This is a genomic window from Thiohalobacter sp. COW1 (assembly GCF_016629505.1).
In the GTDB taxonomy this organism is placed as follows: Bacteria; Pseudomonadota; Gammaproteobacteria; order Thiohalobacterales; family Thiohalobacteraceae; genus Thiohalobacter; species Thiohalobacter thiocyanaticus_A.
Genome location: NZ_AP024239.1, coordinates 2,462,725 through 2,479,784 on the forward strand (window position 1 = coordinate 2,462,725; position 17,060 = coordinate 2,479,784).

Annotated in this window: 18 protein-coding genes; 9 read left to right on the plus strand and 9 right to left on the minus strand. The window is 64.7% G+C overall.

What is annotated here, in order from left to right; all coding sequences use genetic code 11:
* Positions 1 to 102 precede the first annotated feature (102 nt).
* Together COW1_RS11560 and COW1_RS11565 are read left to right on the plus strand one after the other, a co-directional pair.
* Positions 103 to 1,071: a complex I NDUFA9 subunit family protein gene (locus tag COW1_RS11560; protein WP_201344288.1), complete on the plus strand. Its 969-nt coding sequence runs from the start codon at positions 103 to 105 to the stop codon at positions 1,069 to 1,071.
* A 184-nt stretch (positions 1,072 to 1,255) separates the two neighbouring features.
* Positions 1,256 to 2,482 (plus strand): multifunctional CCA addition/repair protein, encoded by a 1,227-nt coding sequence (locus tag COW1_RS11565; protein ID WP_201344289.1) that lies wholly within the window; start codon positions 1,256 to 1,258, stop codon positions 2,480 to 2,482.
* Between the two features lie 24 nt (positions 2,483 to 2,506).
* Here the strand turns inward: COW1_RS11565 and COW1_RS11570 are convergent, their stop codons facing one another.
* The 5 genes from COW1_RS11570 to folB form a co-directional block, all read right to left on the minus strand.
* Positions 2,507 to 2,749, minus strand: coding sequence for a hypothetical protein (locus tag COW1_RS11570; protein WP_096364298.1), 243 nt, complete (start codon positions 2,747 to 2,749; stop codon positions 2,507 to 2,509).
* 225 nt (positions 2,750 to 2,974) lie between these two features.
* Complete coding sequence (locus COW1_RS11575; protein ID WP_096364296.1) at positions 2,975 to 3,772, minus strand: undecaprenyl-diphosphate phosphatase; 798 nt, start codon at positions 3,770 to 3,772, stop codon at positions 2,975 to 2,977.
* Positions 3,773 to 3,857: 85 nt separating this feature from the next.
* Positions 3,858 to 5,057 carry a class I SAM-dependent methyltransferase gene (locus COW1_RS11580; protein WP_201344290.1) on the minus strand — a complete coding sequence of 400 codons (1,200 nt, stop codon included), beginning with the start codon at positions 5,055 to 5,057 and terminating at the stop codon, positions 3,858 to 3,860.
* 15 nt (positions 5,058 to 5,072) lie between these two features.
* The gene (gene folK, locus COW1_RS11585) at positions 5,073 to 5,561 is read right to left on the minus strand and encodes a 2-amino-4-hydroxy-6-hydroxymethyldihydropteridine diphosphokinase (RefSeq protein WP_096364292.1); all 489 of its coding nucleotides are present in this window, start codon (positions 5,559 to 5,561) and stop codon (positions 5,073 to 5,075) included.
* Positions 5,554 to 5,925 (minus strand): dihydroneopterin aldolase, encoded by a 372-nt coding sequence (gene folB / locus COW1_RS11590; RefSeq protein WP_096364289.1) that lies wholly within the window; start codon positions 5,923 to 5,925, stop codon positions 5,554 to 5,556. Before folB ends, folK begins: the two co-directional genes overlap by 8 nt.
* A 214-nt stretch (positions 5,926 to 6,139) precedes the next feature.
* Between folB and plsY the strand changes: the two genes are divergently transcribed.
* Entirely contained in the window at positions 6,140 to 6,736 is a 597-nt protein-coding gene (gene plsY, locus COW1_RS11595) for a glycerol-3-phosphate 1-O-acyltransferase PlsY (protein WP_201344291.1), read from the plus strand.
* 206 nt (positions 6,737 to 6,942) lie between these two features.
* Here plsY and tsaD read toward each other — a convergent pair whose 3' ends face one another.
* Positions 6,943 to 7,956: a tRNA (adenosine(37)-N6)-threonylcarbamoyltransferase complex transferase subunit TsaD gene (gene tsaD / locus COW1_RS11600; protein WP_201344292.1), complete on the minus strand. Its 1,014-nt coding sequence runs from the start codon at positions 7,954 to 7,956 to the stop codon at positions 6,943 to 6,945.
* A 150-nt stretch (positions 7,957 to 8,106) separates the two neighbouring features.
* Here tsaD and rpsU point away from each other — a divergent pair, with 150 nt between their 5' ends.
* The 5 genes from rpsU (at position 8,107) to COW1_RS11625 (ending at position 14,063) form a co-directional block, all read left to right on the plus strand.
* A complete protein-coding gene (gene rpsU / locus COW1_RS11605) occupies positions 8,107 to 8,322 on the plus strand; it encodes a 30S ribosomal protein S21 (protein WP_096364283.1) in 216 nt (71 codons plus the stop codon).
* Positions 8,323 to 8,353: 31 nt separating this feature from the next.
* Positions 8,354 to 8,800: a GatB/YqeY domain-containing protein gene (locus tag COW1_RS11610; RefSeq protein WP_096364281.1), complete on the plus strand. Its 447-nt coding sequence runs from the start codon at positions 8,354 to 8,356 to the stop codon at positions 8,798 to 8,800.
* A 232-nt stretch (positions 8,801 to 9,032) separates the two neighbouring features.
* The gene (gene dnaG, locus COW1_RS11615; protein WP_201344293.1) at positions 9,033 to 10,823 is read left to right on the plus strand and encodes a DNA primase; all 1,791 of its coding nucleotides are present in this window, start codon (positions 9,033 to 9,035) and stop codon (positions 10,821 to 10,823) included.
* 138 nt (positions 10,824 to 10,961) lie between these two features.
* Positions 10,962 to 12,806, plus strand: coding sequence for an RNA polymerase sigma factor RpoD (rpoD, locus tag COW1_RS11620; RefSeq protein WP_201344294.1), 1,845 nt, complete (start codon positions 10,962 to 10,964; stop codon positions 12,804 to 12,806).
* A 636-nt stretch (positions 12,807 to 13,442) separates the two neighbouring features.
* Positions 13,443 to 14,063 carry a LysE family translocator gene (locus COW1_RS11625; protein ID WP_201344295.1) on the plus strand — a complete coding sequence of 207 codons (621 nt, stop codon included), beginning with the start codon at positions 13,443 to 13,445 and terminating at the stop codon, positions 14,061 to 14,063.
* Between the two features lie 44 nt (positions 14,064 to 14,107).
* Here the strand turns inward: COW1_RS11625 and COW1_RS11630 are convergent, their stop codons facing one another.
* Both COW1_RS11630 and COW1_RS11635 read right to left on the minus strand, forming a co-directional pair.
* Positions 14,108 to 14,812, minus strand: a complete 705-nt coding sequence (locus COW1_RS11630) for an RES family NAD+ phosphorylase (RefSeq protein WP_201344296.1) — start codon at positions 14,810 to 14,812, stop codon at positions 14,108 to 14,110.
* Entirely contained in the window at positions 14,809 to 15,243 is a 435-nt protein-coding gene (locus COW1_RS11635) for a hypothetical protein (protein WP_201344297.1), read from the minus strand. Before COW1_RS11635 ends, COW1_RS11630 begins: the two co-directional genes overlap by 4 nt.
* 193 nt (positions 15,244 to 15,436) lie before the next feature.
* Between COW1_RS11635 and COW1_RS11640 the strand changes: the two genes are divergently transcribed.
* Positions 15,437 to 15,952 (plus strand): disulfide bond formation protein B, encoded by a 516-nt coding sequence (locus COW1_RS11640; protein WP_201344298.1) that lies wholly within the window; start codon positions 15,437 to 15,439, stop codon positions 15,950 to 15,952.
* A gap of 450 nt (positions 15,953 to 16,402) precedes the next feature.
* On the opposite strand, the gene COW1_RS11645 is transcribed toward COW1_RS11640, so the two are convergent.
* Positions 16,403 to 16,912, minus strand: coding sequence for a nitrous oxide reductase accessory protein NosL (locus tag COW1_RS11645; RefSeq protein WP_201344299.1), 510 nt, complete (start codon positions 16,910 to 16,912; stop codon positions 16,403 to 16,405).
* Positions 16,913 to 17,060 lie beyond the last annotated feature (148 nt).

Below are 17,060 nucleotides of genomic sequence, written 5' to 3' on the forward strand. Positions count from 1 at the left end.
CCCTGTTGGATTGCGCCTCGCTTCACCCATCCTGCTGTGCCGGCTTGACCGGCTCCGGCAGTCTCGCCACTATGGCAGGGTTGCCTTGCCAAGGGGGGCTGAATGCATACAACAACAAAAACCGTCTGCATCTTCGGCGGTACCGGATTTGTGGGCCGGCACCTGGCCCAGCGACTCACCCGTGATGGACACTATGTCCGCATCCCGACCCGGCACCGCGAGCGCCACCGCGAACTGCTGGTCAATCCGCGCATCAAACTGATCGAGACCGATGTCTACGACACCCGCGCCCTGCGCGAACTGATTCAGGGCGCAGACGCGGTCATCAACCTGGTCGGCATCCTCAACGAATCCGGCAGCGACGGCAGCGGCTTCGAGCGTGCGCATGTGGAACTGCCGCGCAGGATCCTCAGCGCCTGCAATGTCACCGGCACCCGCCGGCTGCTGCACATGAGCGCGCTCAATGCCCACCCGCGCGAGGAACACAGTCATTACCTGCGCACCAAGGGCGTGGCCGAGGATCTGGTCCATGCCGCCGCCAGCGACGGCATGCTGGTGACCAGCTTCCGCCCCTCGGTGATCTTCGGCCCGGACGACAGCTTCTTCAACCGCTTCCACAGCCTGCTCGGACTGACACCCTGGCTGTTTCCGCTGGCCTGTCCGGATGCGAAGATGTCGCCGGTCTACGTCGGCGACGTGGTCGAGGCCTTTGCCCGCAGCCTCCAGGATCCGGCCACCATCGGTCGGCACTGCGACATCTGCGGCCCCGAGACCCACACCCTGCAGCAGCTGGTGGAATACACCGCCCGCGTCGCCGGGCTCAGGCGCCGGGTGCTGCGGCTGGGCAACACCACCTCCTGGCTGCAGGCACGGCTGCTGGAATTCGTGCCCGGCAAGCCCTTTTCGCGCGACAACTTCTGGTCGCTGCAGAAGGAGGGCATCTGTCACGAGAACTGTCTGCTCGATCTCGGTATCACCCCCACCGCCATTGCCGCGGTGGTGCCGGGCTATCTCGGCAACCGCGCCTCGCGCCGGCGCTATCAGGGGTTCCGGGCGCAGGCGCGGCGGTGAACAACAATCGCCACGAAAGCACACGGAAAGACACGAAATCATAAAGCCCGCAGGTCGGGTTAGCGCAGCATAACCCGACAACCCGCGACATGTTGGGTTACGGTATTGCGCACCTGACCCAACCTACATTCCATTCTGTGTTTTTCCGTGTATTCCGTGGCCATCCCAACACAAAGGATATGGCATGGAGATCTATCTGGTCGGCGGCGCCGTGCGCGACAAGCTGCTGGGACTGCCGGTCAGGGAGCGCGACTGGGTGGTGGTCGGCGCCACGCCGCAGCAGATGCTGGATCTGGGCTACAAACCGGTGGGCAAGGACTTCCCCGTATTCCTGCATCCCGAGACCGGGGAGGAATACGCCCTGGCGCGCACCGAGCGCAAGACCGGCCCGGGCTATACCGGCTTCGCCTTTCATGCCGCGCCCGATGTCACGCTGGAGGAAGACCTCAGACGTCGCGACCTCACCATCAATGCCATGGCCGAGGACGCCGCGGGCAACCTGATCGACCCCTTCAACGGACGCGAAGACCTGGACGCCGGCCTGCTGCGTCACGTCTCCAGCGCCTTCGCCGAAGACCCGGTGCGTATCCTGCGTCTGGCTCGCTTCAAGGCCCGCTTCGGCAAGTGGGGCTTCAAGGTCGCGCACGGCACCCACGCCCTGATGAAGCGCATGGTCGCTTCCGGCGAGGTCGATGCCCTGGTGCCGGAGCGGGTATGGGCGGAAACGCTGAAGGCGCTGGGCGAGGACCGGCCGGGGGAGTTCTTCGACGTGCTGCGCCGCTGCGGCGCACTGGCCCATGTCTTCCCCGAACTGGACCGGCTGTTCGGGGTGGAGCAGCCCGCGCATGCCCATCCCGAGATCGACACCGGCGTGCACTGTCTGCTGGTGCTGGAGCAGGCCGCGCGTCTGAGTCCCGATCCGCGGGTGCGCTTCGCCGCCCTCGTGCATGACCTGGGCAAGGGCGAGACCCCGGCCGATGAGTTGCCGCGGCATATCGGCCACGAAGCGCGCAGCGTCGAACTGATCGAGACGATGTGCGCGCGACTGAAGATCCCCAACGAGTACCGCGACCTGGCCCGGCTGGTCGCGCGTCACCACACCCAGTGCCACCGCGCGCTGGAACTGCGCCCGGCCTCGGTGCAGGACCTGTTCGATTCGCTGGATGTCTTCCGCCGTCCGGAACGGCTGGAGTTGTTCCTGCTCGCCTGCCAGGCCGACCACCGCGGCCGAGCCGGGCGCGCGGACGCCCCCTATCCACAGGCCGACTATCTGCGCGCGGCCTTCGCCGCGGCCGCTGCCATCAATGCGCGCGAACTGGTGGCACAGGGCCTGACCGGTCCGGCGGTGGGGGAGCGGTTACGGGAAAAGCGGATCGTGGCGATCCGGGAGGTGAAAACCGGTTTCGTGTAGGAGCGGGAAAACCGATCCGGGCGGTTATACCCGGCCGCGCGCCTTCCCGACCACCAGCACCAGCCCCAGCAGACCCGAGGCCATCAGGATCAGCGGCAGGGGCGACGGCACGGCTTCGCGGTCGGCGAAGCTGGCCGCCGGGGCGGACAGGGGCACGGAGCGCGCCGGCATCTCTTCCACCACCAGCCAGCCGGTGGCAGCCGACACCCCCATACTGAGCATGAGGCCGAAGAGGAAACCGAGGCACTGGCAGCGAAAGCGGAGCATGGCGCACACCCGAAAATCAGTAAATAAGTAATCGCTAATAGGCAGGATGCGTGCCAGAACTCACTGTTTCTTTCAAAAACAGTCGGTTAGCAATAAAAATACCCTGTTTTAACCATGCCTATCCGCCAATACGTAAATCTGACCGACAGGCGGCAGGATTATTTTTTGTTTTAATTCAGTAAGTTAATAAATTTCAGTATTTGTTAATATTCCTGACAACGCCGGTCAGGCGAACACCCAGAACAGGTAGGCCCCCAGCAGCAGCCGATAGATCACGAAGGGCGTCAGGCCGATGCGCGCGACCAGCTTGAGGAAGAAGTGAATGCACAGGTAGGCGCTGACAGCCGAGACCAGCGTACCGACGCCCAGGGCCCGCCAGTCCACCGGCCCGGCCTGCTGGAACAGCTCGTGGGTCTCGAAACCACCGGCCAGCAGGATCACCGGGATCGACAGCAGAAAGGAAAAGCGCGCCGCGCCCTCGCGGCTCAGCCCCAGCATCAGGGCCGCGGTCATGGTGATACCCGAACGCGAGGTACCCGGAATCAGGGCCAGCGCCTGGGCGCAGCCGATCACCAGCACATCCCTCCAGTTGAGGCTGTATTCATTCCGGCGACGCGCGCCGCCGCGGTCCGACCACCACAGCAGCAGACCGAACAGCACGGTGGTCGTCGCGATCACCAGCGGGCTGCGCAGGTGCAGTTCGATGGCATCGGCGAACAGCAACCCGGCCAGGCCCACCGGGATGGTGCCGAAGCCCACCGCCCAGGCCAGGCGGCTGTCGGCAGTCTGCCCGCCGCCGGCCAGCGAGCCCAGCCAGTCACCCAGCATGCGCCGCAGTTCAACGCGGAAATAGGCGACCACCGCCAGCAGGGTGCCCACGTGCACCGCCACGTCGAAGGCCAGCCCCTGATCCTCCCATCCCAGCAGCACCGGCAGCAGGATGAGGTGCGCCGAGGAGGAGATCGGCAGGAATTCGGTCAGGCCCTGCAGCAGGGCCAGGGCCAGGGTCTGGATCAGGTCCATGGGGTTGCCTTGTTGATGTTGTAATTCATGTTATGCAACTTCGGGAGGCGGCATTCCCTGCACCCCACCTCCCTGGGCGCTCATCTTACAGCCGGTTGCGCAGATCCTGCTGCCGGAAACCGGGCACCGCCGCATCGCAATCACGCGTCAGCAGCATCGCCTTGAAGCGCTCGCCCATCTCCCCGGGCAGCATCAGCTGGCGCACCTGCTGGGCCAGGCGCATGCCGGCGACCGGATCCTGTCCGGAGACCTCGGCCATCCGTTCCTCGATGCCGGTATCGATCAGGTAATGCGCCTGATCGGTGAAGCCGGCGACCCGCAGCCCGGCCGCGTCGGCCGTCTCCGCCACCGCGGTGAAATCCACATGGGCGGTGATGTCCTGCAGCCCCGGCAACCGCAGCGGGTCGGGGTGGGCGCGGTGCCGGTAATGGCACATCAGGGTGCCGCTGGCGCGCTGGGGATGATAATACTCCCCGCGCGGATAGCCGTAATCGATGAACAGCATCGCGCCCCGCGTCAGACCAGCTGCCAGCTCACCCAGCCAGCCGGACAGCCAGGCCGCGCGCTCCGAGTGATAGTCCGGCGGCCAGGCATACTGCCCGGCCAGGTGCCGGACCTGTTCCGCCAGGCCGGCATCGGCGGGCGCGTCAGTCCAGCCGAAGCCGCTCCCTTCCCACTGCACCCGGCGCAGCCGCACCTCGCTGCCGTCCCAGTGAAACAACTCGACCGGCAGCGCATCCAGCACCTCGTTGGCGACCAGCACGCCGGCAAAGGCTTCCGGCGGCCGATCCAGCCAGGTCACGCGATCGAGCAGCGTCGGCAGTTCCTGTTCCAGACGCTGGCGCTGGCGCTGGCGCAGGTCCGCGCTGGGCTCCAGAATCAGATAGCTTTCGGGCAGCCGCTTCTGCGCCTGCAGACTGCGCAGCACCTCCACCGCCAGCGTGCCGCTGCCGGCGCCCAGTTCCAGTACAGCGCCATGGGGCAGGGCTTCCAGCACAGCCGCGCAACTGGCGGCCACGCACTGCGAAAACAGGGGCGACAGTTCCGGCGCGGTGATGAAATCGCCCGCTTCGCCGAACTTGCGTGCGCCGGCGCTGTAGTAGCCCAGGCCGGGCGCGTACAGGACGGTGTGCATGTAATCGGCGAACGCCAGGCTGCCACCGGCCTCGTTCATGCGTGCGCGCAGCACCTCGACCAGGCGTTCGCTGACGTCCAGGGCTTCGGGCGCCGGCGCGGGCCAGTCGGCCGGGATCCGCCAGGGAGAAAGGCCCTCAGATCCCGCCATTAGGTACACGCAGCATCAGAACGGGAAGGGAACCTGATGCAGGTCGGATTCGTTGTGATCGAAGGCCTGCCAGAGCTCGTTGTAGGTCCGGCCGAGCACCGGGTGACGGCGTTCGCCGGCGATGTCGGCCAGGGGCTTGAGCACGAAGGCCTGTTCGGTAATCTCCCTGCGCGGCAGCGTCATCGACCCGGTTTCGCGCACTTCGTTGTCATAGAGCAGCAGATCGATGTCCAGTGTACGGGAAGCGAAGCGGGGACCGCTGCGATCGCGGCCGCAGGCGTCCTCGATCCGGTGCAACTCGTCATTGATGACCTCGACCGGCGCGTCAGTGGTGAAGGCGGCGACCAGGTTGTAGAAGTTCTCGCCATCGAAGCCCACGGCACGGGTCTCGTATACAGGCGAGAGCCGCAACTCGCCGTAACGCGCGCGCAGCAGTTCGATGCCGCGCGCCACGTTGCGCTCACGGTCGATATTGCTGCCGATGCTGACGAAGACCTCAGCCACCGCCCTTCCCGTCAGTATCACCCCGTTCGATGATCACGCCGACGTCGCGTGCCCCGCGCACCGCACCGGTCTTGTTCACGGTCAATCGCAGCCAGGGCACGCCGAACTCCTGCATCACGATTTCGGCCACGCGTTCGGCCAGGGTCTCGACCAGCTGAAAATCGCTGTTGCCGACATACTCGATCAGACGCTTGGCCACCGCCTTGTAGTTCAGAGTGTCCTCGATGCTGTCGCTGGCCGCGGCCCGGCGGATGTCGGTGGCCATTTCCAGATCGAAACTGATGGTCTGCCGGATGCGGCGTTCCCACTCGAAGATACCGATGACGGTCTCGATGCGCAGGTCGCGCAGAAAAATGATGTCCATTGCGACAAGATACAAGGTGCAGGATACAAGATACAAGATACACGTCTGAGAAGACCGGGCGCTCCTCCCCCTTGATGAGGGAGGTTGGGAGGGAGTGATTCCGAACCGTGTCACCCTCCCCAACCGCTTTATGCCCTATGGGTGCTCCCATCAAGGGAGGGGACTCAGGCTATTCACTTGACCCGCCGCGTCGAAAGCCGTCCAATAGCGCGCCATGATCACTGCCGCTGTACTGATTATTGTCGCCTATCTCCTGGGCTCTCTCTCCACCGCCGTCATCGTCGGCCGGCTGCTGGGCGCGGCCGATCCGCGCACCCAGGGCTCGGGCAACCCGGGCGCGACCAACATGCTGCGCGTGGCCGGCAAAAAGGCCGGGGTGCTGACCCTGCTCGGCGACATGCTCAAGGGCCTGGTCGCCGTGCTGATCGCCCGCGCCTTCACCGACGAGCCGGCCGTACTGGCGGCGGTGATGCTGGCGGCCTTTCTCGGCCATCTGTATCCGGTGTTCTTCGGCTTCAAGGGCGGCAAGGGCGTGGCCACCGCACTGGGGGTGCTGCTGGGCCTGAGCGGCTGGCTCGGGCTGGCGGCGATCCTGACCTGGCTGACGGTGGCCGTGATCACGCGCATCTCCTCCCTGTCGGCCCTGGTCACGGCGGCCGCCGCGCCCCTCTATACCTTCTACTGGCTGGGCGAACCGGCACTGGCCGGCGCGGTGGCACTGATGGCGGTGCTGCTGTTCTGGCGTCATCGCGGCAACATCCGCAATCTCATGGACGGGACCGAGGGGCGGATCAATCTCGGCGGCAAGTGAGTTGTTGGTTGCCTGGCCTGGGCGGCATCAACGCAGAGGGCGCAGAGGGCGCAGAGGCACGGAGGCGCAAAGAACCCTTTTGTGATTGTTCCCCGAATGTTGGGCTTCGCGTTGCTCAGCCCAACCTACGGTGTTGATGGTCCGCCCGCAACACTCCTGCTTTGTGCCTCTGCGCCCTCTGCGTTATTACCCGCGCAGTCACCAGTTCAAACCGCCGGCAGCTCCTCCAGCGGCCAGCGCGCGCGTACCTCGATGGCCGGCGTTTCGACCTGCCCGGCCTGCAGCCGCAGACAGCCGGCGAAGGCGATCATGGCGCCGTTGTCGGTGCAGAATTCCAGCCGCGGGAAATACACCCGGCCGCCGCGTTTCTCCAGCATCGTCTCCAGGCCCTGGCGCAGGGCGCGGTTGGCGCCGACGCCACCGGCGACCACCAGCCGGTCCAGGCCGGTCTCATCCAGGGCCCGCCGGCACTTGATCAGCAGGGTATCGACTACGGCGTCCTGGAAAGCGCGGGCAATGTCGGCCCGGGCCTGTTCCTCGTCCCGGTGCGCCTGCCAGGTATTGAGGGTGAAGGTTTTCAGCCCGCTGAAGCTGAAATCCAGCCCCGGGCGGTCGGTCATGGGGCGGGGAAAGCGAAAGCGGGTCGGATCGCCCTGCTCGGCCAGGCGCGCTACCGCCGGCCCGCCGGGGTAGCCGAGTTCCAGCAGTTTGGCGGTCTTGTCGAAGGCCTCGCCGGCGGCATCGTCCAGGGAATCTCCCAGCAGCGCATAGCGGCCCACCCCCTCGACCCGTACCAGCATGCTGTGCCCGCCCGAGACCAGCAGGGCGACGAAGGGGAATTCCGGCGGATCGGCTTCCAGCAGCGGCGCCAGCAGATGCCCCTCCATGTGGTGCACCCCGACGGCGGGCACGTCCAGACCCCAGGCCAGCGACCGGCCCACACTCGCACCCACCAGCAGGGCCCCGATCAGGCCGGGACCGGCGGTATAGGCCACCCCATCGATGCCGGCGCGATCCACGCCTGCCTCTTCAAGCACTTGATTCATAAGCGGAAGAATCCGGCGCACATGGTCGCGCGAGGCCAGCTCCGGCACCACCCCGCCGTAGCCGGCGTGCATGGCCACCTGCGAATGCAGGGCGTGCGCCAGCAGCCCGGCCTCGCTGTCGTACAGCGCCAGGCCGGTCTCGTCGCAGGAACTTTCGATACCGAGGACTCGCATCCCGTCTATTTTCCCATCCCCGGACCGCCCAGTGCCAGCAGGATTTTGATTTCTCTCGCCCGACGGATTAGAATGCCCGCCCTTCGCCCCGAGAAAGGGACGAGACCAGTATTCAACTGTTCAACCGCAAGACAAGAGGATATCGACTGCATGCCGAACGTTCGTGTCAAGGAAAACGAACCCTTCGAAGTCGCCCTGCGCCGCTTCAAGCGTTCCTGTGAAAAGGCCGGCATCCTGTCCGAGGTGCGCCGCCGCGAGTTCTATGAAAAGCCCACCCAGGAACGCAAGCGCAAGCGCGCCGCGGCCGTCAAGCGCCACATGAAGAAGGTGTCGCGCGAAGTCGCCCGCCGTACCCGCCAGTACTGATACCCTCCACGCGGACAAGGAGTAGCCGCTCATGTCGCTCAAGGCCAGGATCCAGGAGGACATGAAGGCCGCCATGCGCGGTGGCGACAAGCCACGCCTGGCCGCCATCCGGCTGATCATGGCCGCGATCAAGCAACGGGAAGTCGACGAACGCATCGAACTCGACGACGCCCAGGTCACCGCCGTGCTGGACAAGATGCTCAAGCAGCGGCGCGAGTCCATCGAGCAATACCAGTCCGCCGGCCGCGATGAACTGGCTGCCAAAGAGCAGCAGGAAATCGAGGTTATCCAGGACTACCTCCCCGAACCCCTCTCCGAGGCCGAGATCGGTCAGCTGATCGATGAGGCCATTGCCGCCAGCGGCGCCTCCAGCATCAAGGACATGGGCAAGGTGATGGGCCAGCTCAAGCCCAAGCTGCAGGGACGCGCCGACATGGGCGCGGTCAGCGGGCAGGTGAAGGCGAAGCTGGGCGGCTGAGCGGTCGATCCTGCCTTTGCGGCTTTAACGCAGAGAACGCAAAGTATTTTCAGGATAAACACCGGAACAAAAGGTAGATCGGGTTAGCGCAGCGTAACCCGATATTGCCCGGAACGTTGGGTTACGGTGCCATGCACCCAACCCAAATCTACACCCATTAAGCATTCTCCGCGCCTCTGCGCCCTCTGCGTTCCCCTCACCCATCCCGACAATCGCTGATACCATAAACCCCATGGCCGGGCGGATCCCTCAGCAGTTCATCGATGACCTGATGCAGCGCGTCGACATTGTCGAGGTGATCGATTCGCGCGTGCCGCTGAAAAAGGCCGGGCGCGAGTACACCGCCTGCTGCCCCTTCCACAACGAGAAGACGCCCTCCTTCACCGTCAGCCCGAACAAGCAGTTCTTCCACTGCTTCGGCTGCGGCGCCCACGGCACCGCGCTGGGCTTTCTCATGGACTACGAGCATCTGGACTTCGTCGAGGCGGTGGAGGAACTGGCCCGCAGCGTCGGGCTGGAGGTGCCGCGCGAGGCCGGGCGCGGCGACGACGCCCAGCGCAGCCAGAACGCCCTGCTCTACGAACTGCACATGGAGGCGGCGCGCTATTTCCAGAAGATGCTGCGCGAGCATCCACGGGCACAGGCCGCCGTCGATTATCTCAAGAACCGCGGCCTGTCCGGCGAGATCGCCCGCGACTTCGGCCTGGGCTATGCCCCGCCGGGCTGGGACAACCTGCTGAATACCCTGGGCCGCGACCCGGCCCGGCGCCGGGCGCTGGCGGCCGGGGGGCTGGCCATTCAGAAGGACAACGGCGAACTCTACGACCGCTTCCGCGACCGGATCATGTTTCCCATCCACGACCGGCGCGGGCGCATCATCGGCTTCGGCGGGCGCGTCCTCGGGGATGACACGCCGAAGTACCTGAACTCGCCCGAGACCCCGATCTTCCACAAGGGCCGCGAACTCTACGGCCTGTTCGAGGCGCGCAAGCAGGTGCGCCAGCTGGACCGGCTGCTGGTGGTCGAGGGCTACATGGACGTGGTCGCCCTGGCCCAGTTCGGGGTGCGCAACGCCGTGGCCACCCTGGGCACGGCCACCACCGCCGATCACCTGGAGCAGCTGTTCCGGGTGGTCCCCGAAGTGGTGTTCTGCTTCGACGGCGACCGTGCCGGGCTGCAGGCCGCCTGGCGGGCGCTGGAGAATGCCCTGCCGGTGCTGCGCGAGGGGCGTGAGGCGCGTTTCCTGTTCCTGCCCGAGGGCGAAGACCCGGACAGCTTCATCCGCAAGGAAGGCGCGGAAATCTTTCGTGAGCGCGCTGCCAACGCCATCCCATTTTCCGACTTCTTCTTTGAACATATGGCCGAGGCGGTCGATATGGACAGTATCGACGGCCGGGCACGGCTGGTGGAAAAAGCCAAACCGCTGCTCACGCAACTCCAGCCCGGGATATTCCGGCGGATGATGGTGCACCAGCTGGAGCGCCTGGCGGCCCTGCCTGCGGGCGAGCTGTCCGGACTGAGCGGCGAGGAAGGCGCCGCGGCGCGGACCCCGCGCGCCATGCCGCCCGACCGGGCCGGTCGCGACGGCCTCAGCCCGGTCCGCCACCTGGTGGCCCTGCTGTTGCAGCACCCGGGGTTGGCGGCGCGACTGGACAACCCCGGCGTACTGCGCCGGGTACGCCGGCCGGGGATCGATCTGCTGGTTGAACTGATTGAATACCTGCAGGTCAATCCCCATGTAAGTACAGGCGGGGTTCTGGAGCACTGGCGCGGCTCGGAGGCCGGCCGTCACCTGGCCCGTCTGGCGGTTCAGCGACTGGACCTGGACGAGGACCGGATTGAGCACGAATTCGACGCCTATGCCGAACTGCTGCTGCAGGAGGCGCGGCGCGAGCAGGCCGCCGCCCGGCTGCGCTACCTGGAGAGCCGCCGGCCGAGCGAATGGAGCGAGGCCGAACGGCGGGAGCATATGGAATTGATTCAGGGGTTTAAACGTCCCCCTGGAAGCCGGGGAGAAGGCTGACCGCAGGGGCCGCCTATATTAGCGGCTGGTAAAGAAGGAACATGTTTACTATACTGATCGTTTGATTTTTTACCGTCGCCAAGCCCTCATCGGCTTGGCGACGGCATATTGTAACCCGGAGATATGCAATTGGCGACCATGGATCAAGAGCAGCAGTCCCAACTCAAGCTACTGATTGCTAAGGGCAAGGAGCAGGGTTTCCTGACCTATGCCGAAGTCAATGATCATCTGCCCAATGAAATCGTCGATCCCGAACAGATCGAGGATATCATCAATATGATCAATGACATGGGTATCACTGTCCATGAAGAGACCCCGGACGCCGACACCCTGCTCCTGAACACTGCGGCAGTGACTGACGAAGACGCCGCCGAGGAGGCCGCCGCGGCGCTGGCGACGGTCGACAGCGAGTTCGGTCGCACCACCGACCCGGTGCGCATGTACATGCGCGAGATGGGCACGGTCGAACTGCTGACCCGCGAGGGCGAGATCGAGATCGCCAAGCGCATCGAGGACGGCCTGCGCCAGGTGCTGACCTCGCTGTCCGAGTACCCGGGCTCGCTCACCACCCTGCTGGACGAGTACGCCAAGGTCGAACGCGAAGAGACCCGCCTGTCCGACATCATCAGCGGCTTCATCGATCCCGCCGATCTCGAGAACGACAACATTCCCGCGCCGGTCGCCCCCAGCGCCGTCGGCTCCGAACTGGCCGCCTCCGACCTGGAGGATGATGACGAGGACAATGACGACGGCGACGAAACCGTCATGGACACCGGCCCGGACCCGGAAGAGGCCCGCGCCCGCTTTGAGGAGATCGGTCAACTCTACACCAAGCTGCAGGCGGCCAAGTCCGAGAAGTCCATCACCAAGCTGCGCAGCCAGCTCTCCGACCGCTTCATGGAATTGAAGCTGGTGCCGCGGCTGGTCGATGAGCTGACCAATCAGCTGCGCGACATCGTCGACCGCATCCGCACCCACGAACGCGTGATCATGGACATCTGCGTCGACAAGGCGGAGATGCCGCGCAAGAGCTTCATCTCCAGCTTCCCGGACAACGAGACCAACCCGGCCTGGGTCGACGAACAGATGAAGACCAGCAAGGCGCTGGCCGGTCGGCTCGAACCCTATCGCGACGAGATCCGCCGCACCCAGAACAAGCTGGTGGCGATCCAGGACGAGGCCGGCATGGCCATCTCCGAGATCAAGGACATCAACCGCCGCATGTCCATCGGCGAGGCCAAGGCCCGCCGCGCCAAGAAGGAGATGGTCGAGGCCAACCTGCGCCTGGTGATCTCCATCGCCAAGAAGTACACCAACCGCGGCCTGCAGTTCCTGGACCTGATCCAGGAGGGCAACATCGGCCTGATGAAGGCCGTGGACAAGTTCGAGTACCGCCGCGGCTACAAGTTCTCGACCTATGCCACCTGGTGGATCCGTCAGGCCATCACCCGCTCCATCGCGGACCAGGCCCGCACCATCCGCATCCCGGTGCACATGATCGAGACCATCAACAAGCTCAACCGCATCAGCCGCCAGATGCTGCAGGAGATGGGCCGCGAACCGACCCCCGAGGAACTGGCCGAACGCATGGTCATGCCCGAGGACAAGGTGCGCAAGGTGCTCAAGATCGCCAAGGAGCCGATCTCCATGGAGACCCCGATCGGCGACGACGAGGATTCGCATCTGGGCGATTTCATCGAGGACGCCAGCATCCCCTCCCCGGTGGATTCCGCCGCCAGCGAGGGCCTGCGCGAGGCCACCCAGTCGGTGCTGGCCGGCCTGACCCCGCGCGAGGCCAAGGTGCTGCGCATGCGCTTCGGCATCGACATGAACACCGACCACACCCTGGAAGAGGTCGGCAAGCAGTTCGACGTCACCCGCGAGCGCATCCGCCAGATCGAGGCCAAGGCCCTGCGCAAGCTGCGCCACCCGAGCCGCTCGGAGCAGTTGCGCTCCTTCCTCGAAATCGAAAACAACAGCTGAGGCCGGCGGCCCTCGGCCCGCACCTCGAGAGGCGCCACCGCAAGGTGGCGCCTTTTTTTATTGCCCACCCGAAAACCTTCCCCGTCACTGCGATGCCCAGACCCGAAGGGTGGGGCAGCCATGATGAACCCCGAAGGGGTTCTATAGCCCGCAGGGCCGTGGCAATCCCCCCATGTATCCACCAGACCGATCAAAGCTGATAGAATCCATCGGGAACACGGGCCTGTAGCTCAGTTGGTTAGAGCAGGGGACTCATCACAAAGGTGCGTCTTCGCCGAAAGGCGGGGAATGAACGGGATGAATTCAGGGAACCCGCAGCGGCACGGCCGGCGGCAACCCTGAGCCAAGCCGGGGGTACACTCCCGGAAGGTGCAGAGACTACCTGGGGGCTTGAGCGCCCTTAATCACAGGCAAGAGCGTCCCGCACCCTAACGACCCGGTCGAGGGTGGTGAGATAGTCCGCTCCTGGGGGAAACCTCAGGGTACAGTGAATCCCTTGGTCGTAGGTTCAAGTCCTACCGGGCCCACCAACCACTCAAAATACAATAAAGCAATAAAGGGGTCAGCACCCTTTGCTGCGACTCACCTGTTGCAGGAACCTCCCCCGTTTCTTCGGGTACCCTCTCAGGCATGGAAGTGAGCATTTCAGCCAGCGATCTTGCCGCCCTGTTCGCGGCCATGGCCATTCTTGCAGCGGTGCCGAGCGTAAGCGTGGCGGCGGTTTCCGCCCGGGCGGCGTCCGCCGGATTCAGCCAGGGTGCCATAACCGCCATGGGCGTGGTGGCCGGGGATCTGGTGTTTATTCTGCTGGCCCTGTTCGGGTTGGCGCTGCTGGTCGAGGCGCTGGGGGAGATGTTCTTTCTGATCCGGTATCTCGCTGCCGGCTATCTGCTGTGGCTGGGGCTGTCCCTGTGGCGGTCGACCACGCGTGCCCGTGTGACCGACGCTGCGGGTGACGGCTCATCCTGGTCGAGCTTCATGACCGGTCTGATGATCACGCTCGGCGATCAGAAGGCGGTGTTGTTCTATCTGGGGTTCCTGCCCGCGTTCATTCAGATGGATTCGCTCACCTCTGTCGATGTGGCGGCGGTTGCGCTGACCGCGGTGCTGGCGGTGGGCGGGGTGAAGCTTGGTTATGCCTTCGTGGCCGGGCGTGTCGGCAGGCGATTGGATCAGCGGGCGGGTCGTCTGCTCAATCGGGTTGCGGCGGGGGTTATGGTGGTGGTTGCCATTGTTATGTTCATCTCCGCATCTTGATTCAGGGCCTGTTGGGCTTCGCTTTGCTCAGCCCAACCTACATGTTACAGCCTGAACAGCGTTTCCATTTCGTCCACATGCGTCACTCGTGCACCGTCCCAGTGGTAGGCGAGCAGTGGGCCGGTTTTGGGCAACGACACGCAGGGCGGGCGCAGGGCGGCCAGACAGTCGCCGCCGGGATGGCGCACGCTGCGGTAGACAATGCCCCAGGCATCCGGATCCTCGGCAAGCAACTGGCGGGTGAAGGCCTGGGCGCTGCCGTAGGTTTTGACGTCCGGGTCGTGCAGGTGATCGTACTCCCGGCCGCGCACGTCGTAGCAGGACTTCTGCACCTGGCCGATCCAGGCGCGCATCTGGAACACGTCCGGGCCCAGCCCGGCATCCTTCGCATCCAGTTCGCGGTGGAACACGGTTTCGCGCACGGCGGTCTCCAGCTCCCGGGCCGCGTAGTAGATACCGATACCGCCGTCGGTGAAACGGCTGGGGAAGCCGATATGGGTGAAGGCGGCCATGACGATGCCGGCGTTGGGACCGGTAACGACGTCGCCTTCCCGCACCCGGTTGAGGTTGCCGGCCTGCTGCTGCAGGCGGGGATTGGTGAGTTCGGCCAGGGCCCAGACGCCGCGCAGCTCGTCCTCGGTCAGATCCAGCGACTCGAACAGGTCGATGGGCGGATGGCGGGTGGCGATGATGCGGGTCTGCTGCTGCCAACGCGGGCGGTAGCGCCGCGGCAGTCTGAAGCCGTTCATGCGGCGCCGCGCAGGCCGTCCAGGTAGCGGGCGACGTCGGCGATGTGCTCGTAGTGGCCGGTGAGCATGTAGTCCAGCGGCGCGCTGCCGCGCCAGGGGGTGTGCGAGTCCTGCGCCCGGATATGGGTGAGCCAGGCGACGGCGTTCCCGGACGAGTACAGGATGCGCAGGGCGGCGTGGATGTTGATCAGGTGGCTGAGCCGTCCCAGTTCGTCGTCGGACAGCTTCGGTGGCTCCTGCAAGGCCTTGAGCTTGTAGTAGCGGGTGCGACCGGGATTGCCCAGCAGGATGCGGCGGGCCTCGTCGTCCAGCCCCCATTCCGCGGTCATGGCGAAGAAGGCCTTGAGGCCGCCGCGGGCCATTTCGTCACGGCTGGCGCCGTGGGCGTGGTAGTGGGCCAGTGGATCCGGGGTTGCGGCTCTGGTGGTCATGACTGTTAGTCCGTAAACGGATTTATTGACTAATCTAGTTCAATTTCGTTCTTTTGGCAAATCGATGCCTCCTTCCCATCTTTTACTCTGCGGTCAGTATTTTCGCTACAATCGGCCCTGCGTCATTCCCACCTTCGCGGGAATGACGGTGTAGTTGAGGAAATCGTGCCACCCTGACCCGGGAAACTTACTCATGCTGGAAAGGCTCAACCGAATCGGCACCAGCGCCTTCTACTGGCTGGCACTGCTCGTTCTGGTGCTCCTGCTCGAGGGCGTGGCGCTGTTCTATCAGTACCGGCTCGATTACTGGCCCTGCGTGCTGTGCATCCATGTCCGCATCTGGCTGGCGGCGCTGGGACTGCTGGCACTGCTCATGCTCGCACTGCGACGGCTGCGCGGGGGGGCGCTGCTCGGCCACCTGACCACGGCGGGGATCGGCCTGGGGCTGCTGGAGCGTGCCTGGCTGCTGCTGGGTACGGAGCGCGGCTTCATCGAGGATGCAGGCTGCGGCATGGACCTGGGCCTGCCGGCCTGGCTGGCGCTGGACGACTGGCTGCCCTGGCTGTTCGAGGTGCAGACCTCCTGCGGCTACACACCGGAGTTACCGCTCGGGATCACCATGGCCGAGGCGCTGCTGGCGTTCTCCGCCGCCCTGACCCTGCTCGGCCTGGGCCTCGCCCTCGCCACCCTGGCAGCGGGACGGCGTTGAGCCTGCTCCAGACGCAACTGTCGCCCGGCTTTACATTCGACCTGCGCTTACACTGCTGCACGGCCCCGTCCTTCGCTGGCGTTCCATTCTGGAACCCTGATCAAATAAGGGGTTAGCAATGCTTGCCAGCTGTCTGCCATGCATGTTATGCACAGGAATCTGTCGAGATTCCTGCTATACGCTCGGGCTGACATTTTTCCGACACGACACGAATCGAATTCAGCTAAGTTATTGATTAAATATTAACAAAACAGCTGGCTAAAAAACCACCAATTTAACAAAAGCGTCACAATCCCGGGCTCCGACCCTCTTCATTCCCAAACCATTCACAACTTTATCCACAGGAAATGTGGATAACAATACACTTCATTAGAGACAATTGCTTACAGTTACTTTGTATAAAAGCTGACAGGAAGTCAGGCTAATTCACGTGTTTCCTGCCCGGTTGTTTCAATGGTGATGATCCTTGTGATCGAGCTTGTTCAGCGCCTCCAGCACCGACAGATCGATCTCCTCATACGCCATTACCTGACCACCGTGCGTGTCGGTATAGACTTCAGCGGCTTCGCGCCAGGCGAAGCTGGCCAGGGTCGGTCCCATGGCGCCGCTCTGGTCGCCGCCCACCACATACCAGGCGGTCTCGGCCGGAATCAGGTGCTTCCTGACGGGCGAGTCCCACGGTGCGCTGGTCATGTCGTGGACGAACACGGCTTCGACAATGGCAGCGGACTCGGGCTGGCGCAGCCACACGAAGAGGTCACGGGTGGAACAGAACTTGAGCGGTGTCTCCCGGTGGCGGACAAAGGCCTCGCCCTTGGGGCCGGGGAAGCGGGTGATCAGCATGCCGCAGACATGGCACTCGTCACCGGCCTCGATGGCGACCGGCTCCAGGCTGCGCTCGACCTCGGGCGCCTGCCCGCATCCGGCGAGCAGGAACTGCCCCGCAAGGAACAGAACCAAAAGATGTCTGAACCAGCTGCCGAACCTGACGTCCCGGCCGGCGCCGGCAGCGACCGGGCCGCCGGGCGCGGATGCAGGCCTGCGCCGGTATGACGGGTTGAATTGGAAACCTGTTAAGTGCGGAAACGGCATGGCGACTCTCCAGAGG

What these genes read in the sequence shown, in the direction of transcription:
- COW1_RS11560 (WP_201344288.1), top strand. Translation starts at nt 103, where the DNA reads ATGCATACAACAACAAAAACCGTCTGCATCTTCGGCGGTACCGGATTT.
- COW1_RS11565 (WP_201344289.1), top strand. Translation starts at nt 1,256, where the DNA reads ATGGAGATCTATCTGGTCGGCGGCGCCGTGCGCGACAAGCTGCTGGGA.
- COW1_RS11570 (WP_096364298.1), bottom strand. Translation starts at nt 2,749, where the DNA reads ATGCTCCGCTTTCGCTGCCAGTGCCTCGGTTTCCTCTTCGGCCTCATG.
- COW1_RS11575 (WP_096364296.1), bottom strand. Translation starts at nt 3,772, where the DNA reads ATGGACCTGATCCAGACCCTGGCCCTGGCCCTGCTGCAGGGCCTGACC.
- COW1_RS11580 (WP_201344290.1), bottom strand. Translation starts at nt 5,057, where the DNA reads ATGGCGGGATCTGAGGGCCTTTCTCCCTGGCGGATCCCGGCCGACTGG.
- folB (WP_096364289.1), bottom strand. Translation starts at nt 5,925, where the DNA reads ATGGACATCATTTTTCTGCGCGACCTGCGCATCGAGACCGTCATCGGT.
- plsY (WP_201344291.1), top strand. Translation starts at nt 6,140, where the DNA reads ATGATCACTGCCGCTGTACTGATTATTGTCGCCTATCTCCTGGGCTCT.
- tsaD (WP_201344292.1), bottom strand. Translation starts at nt 7,956, where the DNA reads ATGCGAGTCCTCGGTATCGAAAGTTCCTGCGACGAGACCGGCCTGGCG.
- rpsU (WP_096364283.1), top strand. Translation starts at nt 8,107, where the DNA reads ATGCCGAACGTTCGTGTCAAGGAAAACGAACCCTTCGAAGTCGCCCTG.
- COW1_RS11610 (WP_096364281.1), top strand. Translation starts at nt 8,354, where the DNA reads ATGTCGCTCAAGGCCAGGATCCAGGAGGACATGAAGGCCGCCATGCGC.
- dnaG (WP_201344293.1), top strand. Translation starts at nt 9,033, where the DNA reads ATGGCCGGGCGGATCCCTCAGCAGTTCATCGATGACCTGATGCAGCGC.
- rpoD (WP_201344294.1), top strand. Translation starts at nt 10,962, where the DNA reads ATGGATCAAGAGCAGCAGTCCCAACTCAAGCTACTGATTGCTAAGGGC.
- COW1_RS11630 (WP_201344296.1), bottom strand. Translation starts at nt 14,812, where the DNA reads ATGAACGGCTTCAGACTGCCGCGGCGCTACCGCCCGCGTTGGCAGCAG.
- COW1_RS11635 (WP_201344297.1), bottom strand. Translation starts at nt 15,243, where the DNA reads ATGACCACCAGAGCCGCAACCCCGGATCCACTGGCCCACTACCACGCC.
- COW1_RS11640 (WP_201344298.1), top strand. Translation starts at nt 15,437, where the DNA reads ATGCTGGAAAGGCTCAACCGAATCGGCACCAGCGCCTTCTACTGGCTG.